Annotated in this window: 16 protein-coding genes; 11 read left to right on the top strand and 5 right to left on the bottom strand. The window is 67.7% G+C overall.

Annotated elements, in window-relative coordinates:
• The 3 genes from G3N98_RS24815 to G3N98_RS24805 form a co-directional block, all read left to right on the top strand.
• The coding region (locus tag G3N98_RS24815) for a hypothetical protein (RefSeq protein ID WP_206149473.1) at nucleotides 1-557 on the top strand (557 nt) is incomplete at its 5' end.
• A 10-nt stretch (nucleotides 558-567) separates the two neighbouring features.
• Nucleotides 568-2,817: a penicillin-binding protein 1C gene (gene pbpC, locus G3N98_RS24810; protein ID WP_206149472.1), complete on the top strand. Its 2,250-nt coding sequence runs from the start codon at nucleotides 568-570 to the stop codon at nucleotides 2,815-2,817.
• A gap of 100 nt (nucleotides 2,818-2,917) precedes the next feature.
• Nucleotides 2,918-3,610 (top strand): hypothetical protein, encoded by a 693-nt coding sequence (locus tag G3N98_RS24805; protein ID WP_206149471.1) that lies wholly within the window; start codon nucleotides 2,918-2,920, stop codon nucleotides 3,608-3,610.
• A 39-nt stretch (nucleotides 3,611-3,649) separates the two neighbouring features.
• Here G3N98_RS24805 and G3N98_RS24800 read toward each other — a convergent pair whose 3' ends face one another.
• Both G3N98_RS24800 and G3N98_RS24795 read right to left on the bottom strand, forming a co-directional pair.
• Nucleotides 3,650-4,171 carry a GNAT family protein gene (locus G3N98_RS24800; RefSeq protein WP_206149470.1) on the bottom strand — a complete coding sequence of 174 codons (522 nt, stop codon included), beginning with the start codon at nucleotides 4,169-4,171 and terminating at the stop codon, nucleotides 3,650-3,652.
• Nucleotides 4,172-4,192: 21 nt separating this feature from the next.
• A complete protein-coding gene (locus G3N98_RS24795) occupies nucleotides 4,193-5,446 on the bottom strand; it encodes a multidrug effflux MFS transporter (RefSeq protein WP_089475064.1) in 1,254 nt (417 codons plus the stop codon).
• A 297-nt stretch (nucleotides 5,447-5,743) separates the two neighbouring features.
• On the opposite strand from G3N98_RS24795, the gene G3N98_RS24790 reads away from it, so the two are divergent.
• Nucleotides 5,744-6,274: a hypothetical protein gene (locus G3N98_RS24790; protein WP_206149469.1), complete on the top strand. Its 531-nt coding sequence runs from the start codon at nucleotides 5,744-5,746 to the stop codon at nucleotides 6,272-6,274.
• 75 nt (nucleotides 6,275-6,349) lie between these two features.
• Here G3N98_RS24790 and G3N98_RS24785 read toward each other — a convergent pair whose 3' ends face one another.
• The gene (locus tag G3N98_RS24785) at nucleotides 6,350-7,246 is read right to left on the bottom strand and encodes a glutamate/aspartate ABC transporter substrate-binding protein (RefSeq protein ID WP_206149468.1); all 897 of its coding nucleotides are present in this window, start codon (nucleotides 7,244-7,246) and stop codon (nucleotides 6,350-6,352) included.
• Between the two features lie 421 nt (nucleotides 7,247-7,667).
• On the opposite strand from G3N98_RS24785, the gene G3N98_RS24780 reads away from it, so the two are divergent.
• The 3 genes from G3N98_RS24780 (at nucleotide 7,668) to G3N98_RS24770 (ending at nucleotide 13,634) form a co-directional block, all read left to right on the top strand.
• Entirely contained in the window at nucleotides 7,668-9,326 is a 1,659-nt protein-coding gene (locus G3N98_RS24780; RefSeq protein WP_206149467.1) for a S8 family peptidase, read from the top strand.
• Nucleotides 9,327-10,044: 718 nt separating this feature from the next.
• Complete coding sequence (gene mgtA, locus G3N98_RS24775; protein ID WP_089427263.1) at nucleotides 10,045-12,810, top strand: magnesium-translocating P-type ATPase; 2,766 nt, start codon at nucleotides 10,045-10,047, stop codon at nucleotides 12,808-12,810.
• 80 nt (nucleotides 12,811-12,890) lie between these two features.
• Complete coding sequence (locus G3N98_RS24770; protein WP_206149466.1) at nucleotides 12,891-13,634, top strand: transporter; 744 nt, start codon at nucleotides 12,891-12,893, stop codon at nucleotides 13,632-13,634.
• Between the two features lie 58 nt (nucleotides 13,635-13,692).
• Here the strand turns inward: G3N98_RS24770 and G3N98_RS24765 are convergent, their stop codons facing one another.
• Both G3N98_RS24765 and G3N98_RS24760 read right to left on the bottom strand, forming a co-directional pair.
• Nucleotides 13,693-13,977, bottom strand: coding sequence for a transcriptional regulator (locus G3N98_RS24765; RefSeq protein ID WP_089475072.1), 285 nt, complete (start codon nucleotides 13,975-13,977; stop codon nucleotides 13,693-13,695).
• A 79-nt stretch (nucleotides 13,978-14,056) separates the two neighbouring features.
• Nucleotides 14,057-14,932 carry a LysR substrate-binding domain-containing protein gene (locus G3N98_RS24760; protein ID WP_089432850.1) on the bottom strand — a complete coding sequence of 292 codons (876 nt, stop codon included), beginning with the start codon at nucleotides 14,930-14,932 and terminating at the stop codon, nucleotides 14,057-14,059.
• A gap of 51 nt (nucleotides 14,933-14,983) precedes the next feature.
• On the opposite strand from G3N98_RS24760, the gene G3N98_RS24755 reads away from it, so the two are divergent.
• From G3N98_RS24755 to G3N98_RS24740, 4 genes are all read left to right on the top strand, one after another.
• A complete protein-coding gene (locus tag G3N98_RS24755) occupies nucleotides 14,984-15,283 on the top strand; it encodes a hypothetical protein (protein ID WP_206149465.1) in 300 nt (99 codons plus the stop codon).
• 242 nt (nucleotides 15,284-15,525) lie between these two features.
• Complete coding sequence (locus G3N98_RS24750; protein ID WP_206149464.1) at nucleotides 15,526-16,626, top strand: serine hydrolase; 1,101 nt, start codon at nucleotides 15,526-15,528, stop codon at nucleotides 16,624-16,626.
• Nucleotides 16,627-16,670: 44 nt separating this feature from the next.
• On the top strand, nucleotides 16,671-16,904 hold the full coding sequence (locus G3N98_RS24745) for a hypothetical protein (protein WP_089427257.1): 234 nt from the start codon (nucleotides 16,671-16,673) through the stop codon (nucleotides 16,902-16,904).
• Between the two features lie 73 nt (nucleotides 16,905-16,977).
• Nucleotides 16,978-17,433 carry a MarR family transcriptional regulator gene (locus tag G3N98_RS24740; RefSeq protein WP_089427256.1) on the top strand — a complete coding sequence of 152 codons (456 nt, stop codon included), beginning with the start codon at nucleotides 16,978-16,980 and terminating at the stop codon, nucleotides 17,431-17,433.
• The last annotated feature ends 28 nt before the right edge of the window (nucleotides 17,434-17,461 follow it).

Below are 17,461 nucleotides of genomic sequence, written 5' to 3'. Positions count from 1 at the left end.
CGTGGCCGCGCGCGTCGCAGGCGCCGGCCACGCTGTCCGTCACGCAGGACGGCACGGGCCGCCCGTGGGCCACGATCGAAAGCCTCGCGGCGGTGCCGCTGCGTTCGCCGTTCGCGGCCGGCTACCGGATCACGAAGACCGTCACGCCCGTGTCGCCCGCCGTCAAGGGCGTGCTGACGCGCGGCGACGTCGTGCGCGTGCATCTCGACATCGATGCGCAGAGCGACATGACCTGGGTCGTCGTCAACGATCCGGTTCCGGCCGGTTCGACGATCCTCGGTTCGGGCCTCGGCCGCGACTCCGAAGCCGCGACCCAGGGCGAGAAGACGCCGGACGGCGCGTGGCCGGCGTTCATCGAGCGCGACTTCGACGGCTATCGGGCGTACTACGACTATCTGCCGAAGGGCAAATTCTCGGTCGAGTACACGGTGCGGCTGAACAACGTCGGCACGTTCGGGCTGCCGCCGACGCGTGTCGAGGCGCTGTACGCGCCGTCCGTGTACGGCCTGTGGCCGAACCCGCCGATGACCGTGAAAGCGGCCGAAGCGGGCAAGTAACGAGCAAGCGATGATCGATCAGGGTTTGCCGCGGCCGGTGCGTTTCGCCGGCCGCGTATTCGTCGCCATCGTGCTGGCCACGCCGCTCGTCGCGCATGCGCTGCCGAGCTACGACGACGTGCGCCGCAACTGGCGCAGCTCCGACTGGGTGCTGCTCGCGCGCGACGGCACGGCGCTGCAGCGCACGCGCGTCGACCTCACCGAGCGGCGCGGCGACTGGGTGTCGCTCGCCGACGTGTCGCCCGCGTTTCGCGAGGCGATCGTCGTGTCCGAAGACAAGCGCTTTTATGAACACAGCGGCGTCGACTGGCGCGGCATCGCCGGCGCCGCCTGGGGCAACCTGTGGAACGAGCGCACGCGCGGCGCGTCGACCGTCACGATGCAGCTCGCCGGGCTGCTCAGCGATTCGCCGCGCCGCTCGGGCCAGCGCTCGCTGCCGCAGAAGGCGTCGCAGGCGGTCAACGCGCTGCTGCTCGAACGCGGCTGGCGCAAGGACCAGGTGCTCGAGGCATACCTGAACCTCGTGCCGTTCCGCGGCGAGACGATCGGCCTCGCCGCGCTGTCGCAGGTGCTGTTCGGCAAGGCGCCGTCGGGCCTCGATGCACGCGAAGCCGCGATCGCGGCCGCGCTCGTGCGCGCGCCCAACGCAACCTCCGCGAAAGTCGCCCAACGTGCATGCCGGATCCTGCGCGACATGCATGCCGAGCAGGCCTGCGCGTCGCTCGACGGCTACGTGCAGCTCATCACCGCACGCCCGGCCGGCGCCGCGCGCGACGACGGCGCCGCCCTCGCCCCGCACTTCGCGCGACGCATCGCGGCCGAGGTGCGGCCAACGGCCGGCGCGCAGGTACGCACGACCCTCGATGCGCCGCTGCAGCGCTTCGCGCGCGACGCGCTGGTGCGCGCGCTGACCGAACTCAACGCACCCGCGCACCGGCGCAACGTGCAGGACGGCGCGGTCGTCGTGATCGACAACGCGACCGGCGAGATTCGCGCGTGGGTCGGCTCGTCCGGCGCGCTGTCGGGCGCGCGCGACGTCGATGCCGTGCTCGCGCCGCGCCAGGCCGGCTCGACGCTCAAGCCGTTCCTGTATGCGCAGGCGATCGACGAGAAACGGCTGACGGCCGCGTCGCTGCTCGACGATGCGCCGATCAACCTCGCCGCCGGGGGCGGCCTGTACATTCCGCAGAACTACGACAAGGATTTCAAGGGCTGGGTGAGCGTGCGCAGCGCGCTCGGCGGCTCGCTGAACGTGCCGGCCGTGCGCACGCTCGTGCTCGTCACGCCGCACCGATTCGCGCGCACGCTGACCGCGCTCGGCCTGCCGCTCGCGCAGGAAGGCGACTACTACGGCTTCAGCCTCGCGCTCGGCAGCGCGGACGTCACGCTGCTGTCGCTGACCAACGCGTACCGCGCGCTCGCGAACGGCGGCGTCGCCCGCAAGGTCATCGACGTGCCGGCGCCGGCGTCCGGTGCAGCCGGCGCATCGGCCGCGTCACCCGCCCGCGCAGCCGACGGCACGCGCGTGTTCAGCGACGCGGCCAGCTTCGTCGTGACCGACATCCTCTCCGACAACAACGCGCGCGTGCGCACGTTCGGCTTCGACAATCCGCTCGCGACGCGCTTCTTCTCGGCGGTCAAGACCGGCACCAGCAAGGACATGCGCGACAACTGGACCGTCGGTTTCACGTCGCGCTATACGGTCGGCGTGTGGGTCGGCAATGCGGACGGCTCGCCGATGTGGGACGTGTCGGGCGTCACGGGCGCGTCGCCGGTGTGGTCGGCCGTCGTCGGCTACCTGCACCGCGACCAGCCGAGCCGTGCGCCGCGCGCGCCGGCCGGCGTCGAGACGCGCCGCATCACGTTCGAACGCGATATCGAACCGTCGCGCAACGAGTGGTTCATCGCGGGAACGGCGGTCGACACGATCCGGCTCGCCGCCCCCGTCACGCCGGGCAAGGACGGCGCGCGCGCGCCTCTGACGATCGGTACGCCGACCGACGGCACGATCTTCGCGATCGATCCGGACATTCCGCCGAAGAACCAGCGGATCTGGTTCGAGCGCTCGGCCGGACGCGCGACGAAGTTCGCATGGCGGCTCGACGACAAGGTGATCGGGCATGCCGATCGCATCGCGTGGATGCCATGGCCGGGCCGCCACCGGCTCGAACTCGTCGATGCGCGCGGCAAGGTGGCCGATACGATCCGCTTCGAGGTGCGCGGCGCGTTCGCGAAGGCGAGCGCGCGCGGGCCGAACTGACCAAACGGGCAAGCAGCGCCCCGATTCGGGACCTAGAATAGGAACGGCGCCGCATTTTCGGCGCCGACCGGTTGCCCCACTCTCGTCAAGGCCCGCGACCATGAACATTCACCCCAGGCGCTTCATCCGCCCCGCGCTGGGCACCCTCTGCCTCGCCACCCTCGCGACGCTTCAGGCGTGCAACGGCGATGCCTGCTTCGGCGTCGATGCCTGCTTCAACAACAACAACACGCAGACGGTCGCGCTGTCCGGCACGGCCGCGACGGGCGGCGCGCTCGCCAGCGCGCAGGTAACCGTCAGTTGCACGGCAGGGTCGGCGACGACGCTGACGGATGGCGGCGGCAACTACCGCGTGACGGTCAATGCGGCGCTGCCGTGCGTGATCACGGTGACGTCGGGCGGCACGAGCCTGCATTCGCTCGCATACGCGGGCGGCACGTTCAACACGACACCCGAGACCGAACTGATGCTGGTCTATCTCGCCGCCCAGCTCGGTACGAACACGGCCACCTTGATCGGCAATTTCCAGGGGAATTCGCGCTATCAGCAGGCGATGAACAGCTCGAACACCGTACAGGCCGCGCAATCGGCCGTGGTGACGAACCTGCAGCAGCGCTATTCGGTGGCGCTCACCGCGCCGGCGTTCCTGACCACATCGTTCACGGTCGGGCAACCGGGTGTCGACAGCGACCTCGCCGCACTCGCGAAAGCCGGTGCAATCGACTCGAACGGGCTGCCGGATTCGGCGGCCGTATCGCTGCTGACGCAGGCCGGCGCGGCGCATCCGCTATAAGCGGCCGGTGGCGGGAAGAAGATCGCCCGGTATCGGGCGTCAGGGGCGCGCTTGGGGCTCGCTATCGGCCAGCAGCGCCCACCGTTCGTGGTCGCGCCATTCGCCGCCGATGCGCAGATAGCGCGGCGAAAACCCCTCTTTCGTGAAACCGAGCCGCCGAACCAGCGCAATCGACGCGTGGTTGCCGGGCTGGATGTTCGCTTCGAGCCGATGCAGCCCGAGTTCGCCGAACGCGACGCTGATCGCCGCGCGCAGGGCTTCGGTCATCAGCCCCGTACGGCTGAACGCCGCCATTCCGTAGTACCCGAGATACGCGCTCTGGAACACGCCGCCGACGATCTCGTTGAGGTTCACCACACCGACCACCGCCCCGGACGTGCGTTCGCGCGCGACGAGGCCGACGTTCGGCCCCGTGAGGCAGCGGCCGAACCACTGGTCGAATCCCGCCTGGTCGGTGAACGAATCGACCCACGGCAGATGGTGGCTCCGGCTCGCGCGATTGGCGGCGAGCAGGTCGGCGGCGTCGGTACGGGCGACGCGGTTCAGCAGGATCGGGCTCACGGCCCGGTCGACAGGCGGCACTTACGCGGCCTCTTCGCGGCCGCACGCGACGGGCGCGGCCTGCGCCTGCTGCTGCGACAGGTACCGCAACAGCTTGGTGACCATCCACACGACGATGCACGACAGCACGACGAAGAACACCGCGAGCGGCGTCAGCACGTGAATCGACACGAAGCCGGCCAGCCCCATCATCGCGGACGACACCAGCAGCAGCGCGCATCCGAGGATCGCGCTCGTCAGGCCGGCGATATGCGGAAACAGCGAATTGCCCTTGGCCATCAGCGTCGGATACATCGCGCCCGCGCAGAAACCCATCACGAGCACGGGCGTCGCGAGCGTCCAGACGCGCAACCCGACGGTCAGCGCCAGCACCAGCATCGCGACCGACGCGCCGGCCATCACGCGCGCGCCGATGCGCAGCCGTTGCTCGGCGCTCGGCAGCCCGGGCCGGTGAATCCGGTTCGACAGGCCGCCCAGGAAATACATCAGCCCGATCCCGAGCGCGAGATAGCCGAAGAAGGTCGGCGGCTTGTGCAGCGTGGTCTGCACCATGAACGGCCCGACGATGTTGAACACGAGCAGGATGCTGTAGCACAGCCCCTGTGCGAGGAAGCAGCTCTGGAACACCGGGCTCGCCAGCACCTTGCCCGCATTCGTCATCAGCGTGCGCGGCTCGAGATGCACGGGTTTCGGCAAGGTTTCGCGGTAACGCCACAGCAGCGCCCACATCACCAGCGAGTATACGAGCAGGAACACGAGGCACGCGCGCCAGCCGAACCATTCCTGCAGGTGCGCGCCGATCACCGGTGCGACGATCGGCGCAAGCCCCCACGCGATCGACATGTACGTAAACGCGTGCATCAGCGCCTGGCCGGCGAACGAATCGGTGATGATCGCCTTCGCGAGCAGGTTGGTGGTCGCGATCCCGAAGCCCTGCAGGCAGCGCGCGAGCACGAACGTCTCCAGGTTCTGCGCGCCGAGCGACAGCAGGCAGCCGATCGTGTAGATCACGAGCCCGAACGCGAGCACGCGCTTGCGCCCGTAGGCATCGGCGACCGGCCCGAAAATCAGCTGGCCGAGCGCGTAGGCCGCCATGTAGCCGGACACGCTCGACTGGATCGCCTGCGGCGTGGTGGCGAACGAACGTGCCATGTCGGGCAGCGCGGGCACGTAGATGTCGATCGCGAGCTGGCCGGCGGACGCGAACAGGCAGATCAGGAACAGCAGGAAACGCGGCGAATTCGACTCGCGCGCCGGAGTGAGCGTGGCGTTCATGACGACGGGGAAGGAGGTCGGACAGCAGCGGCGCAGCCGTGCGATGTTCGAATGGCGAACACGCGTGCGCCGTGGCGAATCCCGTATTGTGCCTGTTGTTGCATCGGGCGACAGGATTCCCCTGGCACGGGCGAGGTTGAATGCCGATTGCGGAGCGTCCTGACATGCGCTGACCGGGCCGGCCGGCGGCGGTTTTAATGTTGATTTAAGCCGATGGCTGCATTGTCCCGGATGGCTCACTCCGTGAGCCGCACGTCATTGTTGATTCGATCAGTCTCGTTTGATGGAGATACGAAGATGCGATTCCGTTCGTATATGGCGGCGGGCGCGCTGGCGCTGGTGCCCGTGTTCGCCCTGGCCGGGCAGGCCGGCGCGGCGGCCGCCCAACCGATGTTCGTCAACGTCGACGGGCAGGCCGTGCCCGTGAAAGCCGAAACGCGCGTCGTCCAGACGGCCGTCGGCCCGATGAAGGTCAGCACGTGGAGCTGGCACAGCCCGCAAGGCGGCGCGAGCTTCGAGATGCAGACGTCGTCGTCGGGCGGCCTGCCGCCCGCGGCAGCGTGGCGGCAAATGCAGGCCGCGCAGTACCGGATGCAGGCGGCTCAGGCGCAGATGGTCGCGATGCAGCAGCAGATGATGGCGCTCCAGCACATCGCGCTCGCCAATGCGTTCGCGATGCCGATGCCGCAGCCCGTCGGCTTCGCGATGGCGCCGTGGGCCATGCCCGAGCCGGTGCTCGTCATCGTGCCGGCGCAGCCGTCGGTGCGTTCGACGGCCCCGGCAACGCCGGCCGCCCCCGCCGCGCGCGGCCCGGAAATCAAGGCCTGACACACTTCGCGGCGCTCGGCGCGGCGCGCTCGAACCGCCGGCGTACGCCGGCGGTTTTTCATTGCGACGGCCGAATCAATACTGCGCCTGATCCGTCGGATTCCTGAACAGCTCCTTCATCTCCGCCGACAGCGGATAGTTCAGGCTCACGCCCTTGGGCGGAATCGGTTGCGTGAACCACTGGTTGTAGAGCTTCTCGGCCGCGCCCGACGTCTGCATCTTCGCGATCACGCCGTCGACCACGTGCTTGAACGCCGGATCGTCCCTGCGCATCATGCACGCGTAGTTCTCGTGGACGAGCGGCGTGCCCGTCACCGTGTACGCGCCCGGGTTGCGGTCCTTCGCGATCTCGCCGTACAGCAGCGGCTCGTCCATCACGAACGCCACCGCGCGCCCGGTCGTGACGTTCATGAACGCTTCGGCATGATCCTTCGCGCTGATGATCGTCATGTTCATCGCCTTCTCTTCGTTGAGCTTGCGCAGCAGGCGCTCGTCCGACGTGCCGGCCGTCGTCGCGACCGTCTTGCCGGCCAGGTCCGCGAAGTCCTTCACGCCGGAATCCTTGCGCGTGCTGAAGCGGATGCCATAAAGAAAGATGCTGTTCGAGAATGCGGCCTGCTTCTGCCGTTCGAGCGTGTTGGTCGTCGATCCGCATTCGAAATCGATCGTCCCGTTCTGCAACAGCGGAATCCGGTTCTGCGACGTGATCGGGATTTCCTTCACGGTGAGGTTCGGCGCGTTCAGTTCCGTCTTCAACTGGTCGATGATGCGCGACGCGATGTCCCGCGAATAGCCGATGTTCTTCTGCTGGTTGTCCGAATACGAGAACGGCACCGACGATTCGCGAATGCCCAGCGACACGACGCCCGTGTCCTTGATCTTCTTCAGCGTGCCGGTGAGGGCCTGCGCGTGCGCGGTGCCCGCCAGCGCACAGGACAGCGCGACGGCCAGCCAGCGTAAGCGGCGATCCATGCTTTTCTCCTGACGAAACGTTGATCGAATCGCGATCGTACGCCCGACAAAATTCGCGTCGCATCAGGGAAAGCATCATCAACCTTCCGCCGCGGCCGGGCCGTGAAAGATGTTTTCCGTACCGCGCAAACGCGCCCGCGCCGCACGTGTCGCCCGACCGGCCGCGCACGGACTCGCCCCACCTTTTGTGCCACGCGTTCCAAACACGCGTTCATGCTGCAACGCACCAACGTAATCGTTTGCGCCCACCCCGGTTTTTCTCGTGAAACGCACTCAAGAAGCCGCCGCGCAGGCCGTTACCCAGTGCATGGCGCGTCGCAGCAACCTGGCTGCAACCGTCAGACAAAAAAGACAAGGTCCGGGTCAGCCGGACCAGCGCCACCGCCGGCACGACGGTTATCTACGAGGATCGAGTTTCAACATGAGAACCAAGCGTTTCAATTTTGCGCTGGCGCGCTCCGCACATGCGCGCATGCTCGCCGGCATGCTGTCCGCCGCCGCCCTCCTGCCCCTCGCCGGTTGCGGCGGCGGAGGCGGCGGCGACGGCAGCAACCCGTCTTCTTCCAACGCAGCGCCTGCCCCTGCCCCTGCCCCCACGCCGTCTCCCGCGCCGTCCAATCCCACGAACCCGCCCACGTCGTCCGGCAGCAATGCGTGCACGACGCAGCAGGCCGCCGTGCAGATGGCCGCGCAGACCGCGCCGACCGAACCGCCGATCGATCACCTGATCGTCAAGCTGAAGACGCTGACGGCCACGCGTGCGATGGCCGCCATCGACAACGGGACGCGGCTCGACGCAGTGATCCAGCGCTCGCTGACGCGCTGGACGGCGCCGATCGCCGGCAGCGCACGTGCGTATGCGAGCACGGTCGGGCAAACGCCGGTGAACGTGCAGGTCGAGCGGACGATCTCGAACGGCGCGACCGTGCTGTCGCTCGGCCAGCGCATGGCCGCCACCGACGCAGCCGCGCTCGCGCAGGCATTCGCAGCCGATTCCGACGTCGACTACGCGGAACCGGATCATCCGATGCAGATCCGCGACACGCCGAGCGACCCGCTCTACAGCCAGCAGTGGTACCTGTCCGACCCGACCGCCGGGATCAACCTGCCGCCCGCGTGGAGCGCGACCAAGGGTTCGCCGACCGTCGTCACGGCCGTGCTCGACACGGGCTACCGGCCGCACGCCGACCTCGTCGGCAACATCCTGTCCGGCTACAGCTTCATCAGCAACGTCAACACCAGCAACAACGGCCTGACCCGCAGCCCTGACGCGACCGACCCGGGCGACTGGGTCACGCAGCAGGAACTCGACAACGCAAACGGTCCGTACTATCACTGCGCAAGCCAGCCGAGCGACAGCAGCTGGCACGGCACCCGCGTGATGGGCGTGATCGGCGCGACCGCCAACAACGGCACCGGCATCGCCGGCGTGTCGTGGCTCGGCCAGATCCTGCCGGTGCGCGTGCTCGGCAAGTGCGGCGGCACGACGAGCGACATCGCCGACGGGATGCGCTGGGCCGCCGGCATCGCGGTGAACGGCGTGCCGAACAACCCGCGCCCCGCGAAGGTCATCAACCTGAGCCTCGGTGGTATCGGCGCGTGCAGCACGACGTTCCAGCAGGCCATCGACGACGTGACCGCGAAGGGCGTGACCGTCATCGTCGCCGCCGGCAACGACGGCCTGTCGACCGGGCTCGACCAGCCCGCGAACTGCCGCGGCGTGATCAGCGTCGGCGCCACCGACGCGACCGGCCGCCGCGCGTCGTTCAGCAACTTCGGCCCCGATGTCTCGCTGAGCGCGCCGGGCGTCAACATCCTGTCGACGTCGAATACCGGCACGACGACCCCGGGCTCGGACACCTACGGCCTCGCGAACGGCACCAGCCTCGCCACGCCGCAAGTGACGGGGGTTGCCGCGCTGATGTTGTCGGTGAACGGCAACCTCACGCCCGCGCAGATCCAGCAGAAGCTGCAGGGCGGCACGCGCACGGCCAAGCTCGCGGCCGGCACGTCGTGCACCGCGATGCCGGCGGGCTCGGGCATCCTCGATGCAGGGGCCGCCGTCGCATCGGCCCACTAATACGCCACCTGCTTCGACACGGCCGCGCGCATGCCGATATCGCATGCGCGCGGCCGTTTCATTGGCGTCGATCCGACGGCGCGCCGCGCACACCTCACCCCGATTCCCTTTCTCGAAATACCGACTGACAAAAGGGTTGACGCTTCGCACAGCGACCCATTACCATCGCTCCCGTCTAATTACATGGAGTGTTCTGTGAACACCGATGCGAGTTGTAGTTGGTGCTTGACCAACTCGACTGCTGCCTGAGGAAAACGCGCAGAGCCTCGTCTTCTGCCGCATCCCGGGAAGCAGGATGCGGCGTCCTTCCGGCCTGACTTGACGGGCCAGATCTCCCGCCGAATTTTCATTATTGTCGAATGCACGCGATGCGCCGTCGCGCGCGTGCGTTCGTGTTGCGCGCAGCGTCAGCCGCGTGCGTTTTCCGTTCGCGTGCCGTCCGGCCGCGCGCCTTCGTGCGTGCGTCGCCGTCGATCGCCCGTGCCGACTATTCGCAACCGACAGGAGTGCAGATGAACTCAGACGACAGTAGTCGATTACCGCTCGCCGGTGCGACGCCTCGCATCGCCCCTCCGGCCGCACCGCACGCGCCGGCGAGCGTTCCCGCCTTCACCGATCCACAGCCGATCGCGCCTGACGCGACGCGGCGGGGAGCGCTCGTGCGTCGATAACGTCACGGTCGCTCCCCGCCCGCCGCCTCGTGCGCTAGGAGCGACTCATGACAACACGACACAACACATCGCAAAAGAAACAGCGCGGCTTCATCAAGGCCGGCGGCGCCCAGCAGAACGACCCGCGCATCATGCGCGCGGCGCAGGAAGCGGCCCGTCCGCTCGAAGAGACGCTGAAGTCGCTGAACACCAGCACGCGCGGCCTCACCTACGACCAGGCCGCCGACCGCCTGCAGCACTACGGCCCGAACGAAATCGCGCACGACAAGCCGCCGCACTGGACCCGCCAGCTGCTGCTCTCGTTCCACAACCCGTTCGTCTACGTGCTGCTGGTGCTGGCCGCGATCAGCTTCTTCACCGACGTCTACTTCGCCGCGCCCGACGATCGCGACTACGTCGGCATGACGATCCTGCTGACGATGGTCACGATCAGCGCGCTGCTGCGCTTCGTGCAGGAATTCCGTTCGCTGCGCGCGGCCGAGAAGCTGAAGGCGATGGTCCGCACGACGGCCACCGTGCAGCGTGCCATGACCGACACGTCCGAGCCGACACGCCGCGAGGTGCCGATGCGCGAAGTCGTGGCCGGCGACATCGTGCACCTGTCGGCCGGCGACATGATCCCGGCGGACGTGCGCCTGCTCGCGTCGCGCGACCTGTTCATCAGCCAGGCCGTGCTGACCGGCGAGGCGCTGCCCGTCGAGAAGTACGACACGCTCGGCGCGGTCGCCGGCAAATCCGCCGGCACGCGCGCGGCCGACTCCGCGACCGATACGTCGGCATCGCTGCTCGATCTCGAGAACGTCTGCTTCATGGGCACCAACGTCGTCAGCGGCACGGCGACGGCCGTCGTCGTCGCGACCGGCGAGGACACCTACTTCGGCTCGCTCGCGCGCAACGTCGTGAGCCACAAGCGCATCGAGACGAGCTTCGACCGCGGCGTCGCGAGCGTGAGCTGGCTGCTGATCAAGTTCATGTTCGTGATGGTGCCGATCGTGTTCATGATCAACGGGCTGACCAAGGGCGACTGGCTGAGCGCGCTCACGTTCGCCCTCGCGGTGGCCGTGGGCCTCACGCCGGAGATGCTGCCGATGATCGTCAGCGCGAACCTCGCGCGCGGCGCGGTGGCGATGGCGCGCCGCAAGGTCGTCGTCAAGCGGCTGAACTCGGTGCAGAACTTCGGCGCGATGGACGTGCTGTGCACCGACAAGACCGGCACGCTCACGCAGGACAAGATCATCCTCGAACATCACCTCGACCTGTCGGGCTACAAGGACGAGGAGATCCTGCGGCTCGGCTGGCTGAACAGCTTCCACCAGAGCGGCCAGAAGAACCTGATCGACATCGCGGTCGTCGCGCGTGCCGACGAGATCGGCGAGCGCGTGAAGCCGCAGGGCTACAAGAAGATCGACGAACTGCCGTTCGACTTCGTGCGGCGCCGCCTGTCGGTCGTCGTCGAGGACAGGCACGGCACGCACCTGCTGATCTGCAAGGGCGCGGTCGAGGAAATGCTGGCCGTCTCCACGCATGTGCAGGATGAGGACGGCGTGCGCCCGCTCGACTTCGTCGCGCGCAAGCGGCTGCTCGAACAGGCGAGCGCCTACAACGAGGACGGCTTCCGCGTGCTGGTGCTCGCCACGCGCACGATCCCGCGCGGCGACGAGCGCCAGCAGTACCGCACCGCCGACGAACACGACCTCGTCGTGCGCGGCTTCCTGACCTTCCTCGATCCGCCGAAGGAATCGGCCGCGCCGGCGCTCGCCGCGCTGCGCGAAAACGGCGTCGCGGTGAAGGTGCTGACGGGTGACAACCCGGTCGTCACGATGAAGGTGTGCCGCCAGGTCGGCCTCGAACCCGGCAAGCCGATCCTCGGCACGGAAATCGAAGCGCTCGACGACGCGACGCTCGCGGAAGTCGTCGAACGCACGACCGTGTTCGCGAAGCTCACGCCGCTGCAAAAGGCGCGCATCGTCAAGGCGCTGCAGGCGAACGGCCACACGGTTGGCTTCCTCGGCGACGGCATCAACGATGCGCCCGCGCTGCGCGACGCCGACGTCGGCATCTCGGTCGACAGCGGCGCCGACATCGCGAAGGAAACCGCCGACATCATCCTGCTCGAAAAGAGCCTGATGGTGCTCGAGGAAGGCGTGATCAAGGGCCGCGAGACGTTCGGCAACATCCTGAAGTACCTGAACATGACCGCCAGCTCGAACTTCGGCAACGTGTTCTCGGTGCTCGTCGCCAGCGCGTTCCTGCCGTGGGAGCCAATGCTCGCGACGCAGCTGCTCGTGCTGAACCTGATCTACGACACGTCGCAGATGCTGCTGCCGTGGGACAAGATGGATCCCGAGTTCCTGAAGAAGCCGCGCAAGTGGGAAGCCGGCAACATCAGCCGCTTCATGCTGTGGGTCGGGCCGACGTCGTCGGTGTTCGACATCACGACGTACATCCTGATGTGGACCGTGTTCGGCGCGGGTGCGATGTATCACCTGAACGGCGGCACCGGCGGCCAGATCGTGATGAACTCGGGCTGGTTCATCGAGAGCCTGGTATCGCAGACGCTCGTCGTGCACCTGCTGCGCACGCAGAAGATCCCGTTCCTGCAGAGCACGGCCGCGCTGCCGGTGCTGCTGTCGACGTTCACCGCGATCGCGATCGGCTGCTGGCTGCCGTTCTCGCCGTTCGCCGAATCACTCGGCTTCATGCACCTGCCGGGCACCTTCTGGCTGTGGCTCGCCGCGACGATGGTCGGCTACATCCTGCTCGCGCAGATCGTCAAGACGATCTACGTGCGCCGCTACAAGCAGTGGTTCTGAACGTCTTCGCTTGACGACCTGCCGGCCTGCGCCTGCCTGGGCGCGAGCCGGCAGGCTCGCCACGCATCTCGGGTGACACGATGAAAAGAATGCTTCCGCTCGCAGCCGCGAGCGCCTTCCTCGCGCCGTTCGATGCGCTCGCCACCCATCCGCTCGTCAGCGACGACACGGGCACGCAGGGCAACGCGAACTGGCAGTTCGAATTCAATGCCGAGGAAACCTCGAAACAGGAAGAAAACGGCCGCCACCAGCTGTGGAACGCGACGCTCACGCGCGGGTTCGGCGAGCACGTCGATCTCTACGTGAACGCGCCGTACACGCATCTGCAAACACGCACCGATGAAAACGGCGCCGGAATCGGCGATGTCGAGATCGGCATGAAATGGCGGTTCGTCGAGCGCGGCCCGCTGTCGATCGCGCTGAAGCCGAAACTGACCGCGCCGACCGGCAACGACCGGCGCGGGCTCGGCACCGGCCGCGTGGGCACCGGCGCAACGCTGCTCGCGCAGCTCGACGTCGCGCGATTTTCGTTCCTCGCGAATGCGGGCATGACATACCAGCCGAATCGCCAGGGCGACCTGACGTCGATCTGGGCCGTGTCCGGCGCGGCGATCTACAAGGCGACCGACAAGTTGCAGATCGTGGCCGACATCGGCACGTCGCGCCACACGGCAAGCAGCGCAGGCGCGAATCCCGCCTTCGTGATCGCGGGCGCGATCTATTCGCCGAAGCCGTGGCTCGATCTCGACCTCGGCTACCGGCGCGGGCTGAACGACCAGACCTACGATCATTCGGTGATGGGCGGCGTGACGGTGCGGTGGTAACGCATCGACGCCGAGCGTCGAACCGCAAGACGACGGGCCGCTTCCAGCGGCCCGGTTTTCATTGCGCGTCGTTCGCGCCGAACAGTTGCGCGCACACCGCGCGCCCTTCGTCGGTCAGCGCGGCGCTGCCGGTACCGTCCTCGTTCAACGTCGTCGCGCTCAGGCCGGCGGCGTCGAGCTGCGTGAGCACGCGGCGCAGCGTGCTCATCGGCAGTTGCGTGCGTTTCGCGATCTTCGGCAGCGACCAGACCTTGCCGGCCGGATCGCTCGCGGCGTCGTTCAGTGTCGCGAGCGTCGCGACGAGTGCGGGATCGAGCGGGGCGTCGTCGGATTCTGAAGTCATGGGTGGTGGTGGGTGAGCGAGACTGGGGCTGGCGATCGGGCGACCGCTGCCGGCTGAGGACACTATACCGCTTCGTCCCTCATGCATTCTTGATCGCGGCACGCATGAACGACACGAAGCGTGTGGTGACGGGATCGTCGCGATCCGATAGCCATGCGAGCCCGACCCGCCACTTCGCATCCTTGCCGTCGAGCGGCAATACCGTCGCGTCGCGCAGCAGATATTGCGCACGCGACGGAATGAACGCGACGCCCGCGCCGGCCGCGACCGACGCGAGCACCGACTGCACGTCCTCGGCCTGCTGCGTCACGTGCGGCACGAAACGGCGCTCGACGCACCACCGGTCGACCTGCGCGGCCAACCCTTGTCCGCGTGCGCGCTGCAATGCGATGAAGCCGATCTCGTTGAGCGTGCCGAGATCGGCCGGCACGCGCTTCAGGCCGAGATGCGGCGGCACCGCAAGCGCCAGCGCCTCGTCGATCACCTTGAACGACGACAACCCTTCGTCCGACGGCAAACGCAGGAATCCCGCATCGAGCTTGCCCGCGCGGAGCCGACGCGTCTGCTCCGCGGACGACAGGTCGCTCAACGTCACCGCAATGCCGGGATTCCGGCTGCGAAATTCCGCGACGAGCTTCGGGACGAGCGTCAGCACCGACAGGCAGATGCCCAGCCGCAAATGACCGCGCTGCCCGCTCGACAGCTCACGCGCGCGCACGAGAATCTCGTCCGCATCGCGCACCAGCGCCTGCGCATCGGGCAGGAAACGCTCGCCGAACGCAGTGAGCTCCGCGCCGTGCCGGCCACGCTCGAACAGCTTGCCGCCGAGGCTCGCCTCGAGCGCGCCGATCTGCTTGCTCAGTGCCGGCTGGCTCATGTGCAGCGCATCGGCCGCGCGGCTGAAATGGCACAGCTCGGTGACCGTCAGGAAGGTTCGCAGCAGTTTCAATTCCATTCTTAAAAGGAATCATAATGATCGAAACATTCATTTTACCGATCGAATGCGATGGCGTTCAATACGGACATGCCCTTTCAGGAATCGACCGTCATGTCTGTAGATCTCGTCTGTGAATGTCCGCCCGACGACACGTCGTGCGCACCGGCCGCCCTCGATGAGCGCGCCGCAACGGCCGATCCGCGCGCGCCGAAACGTCGTGCCGAACGCGCTGACGGCCGCGGCCGCCGCTTTCGTTTCGGCGATGCGGTGGACGCGATGAGCGCGATGAACGATGCACCGCCGCGCCCCGTGACGGGTTCGATCGCGATCAGCTTCGCGGTGGTGTCGCGGCGCAACTGGCCGCGTTGAGCATCGGCGCTATCGACGCACGATCGCGCCACGTATCGCGCCATATATCGCGCGACCGCAAGCGCGCAGGCCGCTGCACCCTCCTCGAATCACCGATCAGCGTCGCCCAATTTCACCGAATCGCGCATCTTTTCCCGCCTTCAATCGTCATCGCTCCGCGATCGACCGTATAATTTTCCGCATCCCGCCGACCATCCACGCATTCCACGCAGCCTCACCGCGCGTGAAAAGGAGACTTTCGCTTGACCGGCCTCATCGCGCGCCTGCCTCTCGCCCGGACCACCCTGCTCGTCGCCCTGTCGATGCTGATGTTCGCCTTCTCGACGAACGCGTCGTCCGCACAACGTCACACGCCGCAGCGCGTCGCGCATGTGCAGCCGCATGCGAAAAAGGCCGTCAAGAAAGCCGTCAGGAAAAAGCCCGCGCAGCGTAAGCAGAAGGCCGTCAAGCACCGCCGCCCGCGCGTGAAGCACCAGGCAGCCAAGCGTCAGGCGGCACCGGCCCCGCAGCAGCGTCGCGCCAAGCGCACGACTGCCGTGCGCCCGCGCCCGGCGGCCGCCAGGCCGCGCCTGATGGCAAGCTGCGGCTATAACCCGCGCGCAGTCAACTCGCTCCATTCACGCGCCGCCTACGTGCTCGACGTCGACTCCGGCACGCCGCTGCTGGCCCGCAACGCACGCACCGTGCGGCCGATCGCGTCGATCTCGAAGCTGATGACGGCCGTCGTCGCGCGCGACGCCGACCGTCCGCTGAACGGCGTGCTGCGCGTCACCGCGCACGACCGCGACACGATCAAGTTCACCGGGTCGCGCCTGCAGGTTGGCTCGGAACTGTCGCGCCGCGAGATGTTCCATATCGCGCTGATGTCGTCGGAAAACCGCGCGGCCGCCGCGCTGAGCCGCGACTATCCGGGCGGACGCGCCGCGTTCGTCAAGGCAATGAACCGCGAAGCGCGCCGCCTCGGCATGCGCCATACGCACTTCCGCGAGCCCACCGGCCTGTCGCCGCACAACGTGTCGACGGCGGAGGATCTCGCGAAGCTCGTCGGCGCGGCCGCGCAGGATCCGCTGATCCGCTATTTCTCGACGGATACGTCGACCACCGTGCGCCCGGGCGACGGCGAGCTGCTGTATGTGAATTCCGACCCGCTCGTCCGCTACCGCCGCCTGCCGATCCGGCTGCAGAAGACCGGCTTCATCAACGAGTCGGGGCACGGCGTCGTGATGCGCATGCGTGTGAAGGGCCGCCGCGAAACGGTCGTGCTGCTCGGCGCGCCGACGCGCGCGGGTGTCTCGAGCGATGCCATCAAGATCCATCGCTGGCTGTCCTGCTCGATCCAGTAAGCGCGCACGGGCGGCCGGCGCGTTTACCGTCACGGAGCGATGCCATGCAGGACGAATACCGCTTCAACGCATTTGGCCGGCTACTCGCCGTCGTACGCAAGAACGACCGCTGGATCGTGTTCGCTCTCGGCGCCGAAGGCAAGCGGCGCCCGGCAAACCTGCACATTCCGTCCGAGCTTGCCGCCGACGAACTGGCGCAATACCTCGGCGACCTGCTGCACGAAAGCGCGACCCCGCGATACAGCGAAGTCGTACCGGTCCCGCTCCCCGGCGCGTAACCACCCGCCCGGCTGCACCGCGATCCGGCGATCAATTCGACAGTTAAACTTGCAAGTTTAGCTGTCGTGTCCTATGATCCGCCGCATGAACCCGCCACGCAAATCCGGCGTTTCCGCCGATATCGTCGCCGCCGATCTGACCCTCGCGGTCGGCCAATTGATCCGCCGGCTCCGCTCGGAGATCGAATCCGGCGGGCTCGGCATGTCCCAGACGAGCGCGCTCGCGCGACTCGAACGGCACGGGCCGATGACGACCGCCGACCTCGCGCGCGCCGAAGCAATGAAGCCGCAGTCGATGAAGGCGACACTTGCCAGTCTCGAGGAAGACGGTCTCGTCGAACGCGAACCGCATCCGACCGACGGCCGCCAGATCCTGTTCCGGCTGACCGCGGCCGGGCTCGACGCGCGGCTCAAGCGCAACGCCGCGAAGCACAAGTGGCTCGGCGCCGCGATCGCGCAACTCGATCCCGAAGACATCGCCACGCTCGCCGCCGCGATCCCGCTGATCCGCCGCATCGGCGAGCAATGAATCCGGCCGGCGCGCCCCACGGCATTCG

Source organism: Burkholderia sp. Tr-20390, assembly GCF_017104595.1.
Classification (GTDB): domain Bacteria; phylum Pseudomonadota; class Gammaproteobacteria; order Burkholderiales; family Burkholderiaceae; genus Burkholderia.
This window is presented reverse-complemented; position numbering and strand designations above follow the sequence as displayed.

Bases quoted from the DNA above. Each gene is read 5' to 3' on its own strand.
- G3N98_RS24745 (WP_089427257.1), top strand. From the start codon at position 16,671: ATGCAGGACGAATACCGCTTCAACGCATTTGGCCGGCTACTCGCCGTC.
- mgtA (WP_089427263.1), top strand. From the start codon at position 10,045: ATGACAACACGACACAACACATCGCAAAAGAAACAGCGCGGCTTCATC.
- G3N98_RS24770 (WP_206149466.1), top strand. From the start codon at position 12,891: ATGAAAAGAATGCTTCCGCTCGCAGCCGCGAGCGCCTTCCTCGCGCCG.
- G3N98_RS24780 (WP_206149467.1), top strand. From the start codon at position 7,668: ATGAGAACCAAGCGTTTCAATTTTGCGCTGGCGCGCTCCGCACATGCG.
- G3N98_RS24795 (WP_089475064.1), bottom strand. From the start codon at position 5,446: ATGAACGCCACGCTCACTCCGGCGCGCGAGTCGAATTCGCCGCGTTTC.
- G3N98_RS24805 (WP_206149471.1), top strand. From the start codon at position 2,918: ATGAACATTCACCCCAGGCGCTTCATCCGCCCCGCGCTGGGCACCCTC.
- pbpC (WP_206149472.1), top strand. From the start codon at position 568: ATGATCGATCAGGGTTTGCCGCGGCCGGTGCGTTTCGCCGGCCGCGTA.
- G3N98_RS24785 (WP_206149468.1), bottom strand. From the start codon at position 7,246: ATGGATCGCCGCTTACGCTGGCTGGCCGTCGCGCTGTCCTGTGCGCTG.
- G3N98_RS24790 (WP_206149469.1), top strand. From the start codon at position 5,744: ATGCGATTCCGTTCGTATATGGCGGCGGGCGCGCTGGCGCTGGTGCCC.
- G3N98_RS24740 (WP_089427256.1), top strand. From the start codon at position 16,978: ATGATCCGCCGCATGAACCCGCCACGCAAATCCGGCGTTTCCGCCGAT.
- G3N98_RS24765 (WP_089475072.1), bottom strand. From the start codon at position 13,977: ATGACTTCAGAATCCGACGACGCCCCGCTCGATCCCGCACTCGTCGCG.
- G3N98_RS24755 (WP_206149465.1), top strand. From the start codon at position 14,984: ATGGCGTTCAATACGGACATGCCCTTTCAGGAATCGACCGTCATGTCT.
- G3N98_RS24760 (WP_089432850.1), bottom strand. From the start codon at position 14,932: ATGGAATTGAAACTGCTGCGAACCTTCCTGACGGTCACCGAGCTGTGC.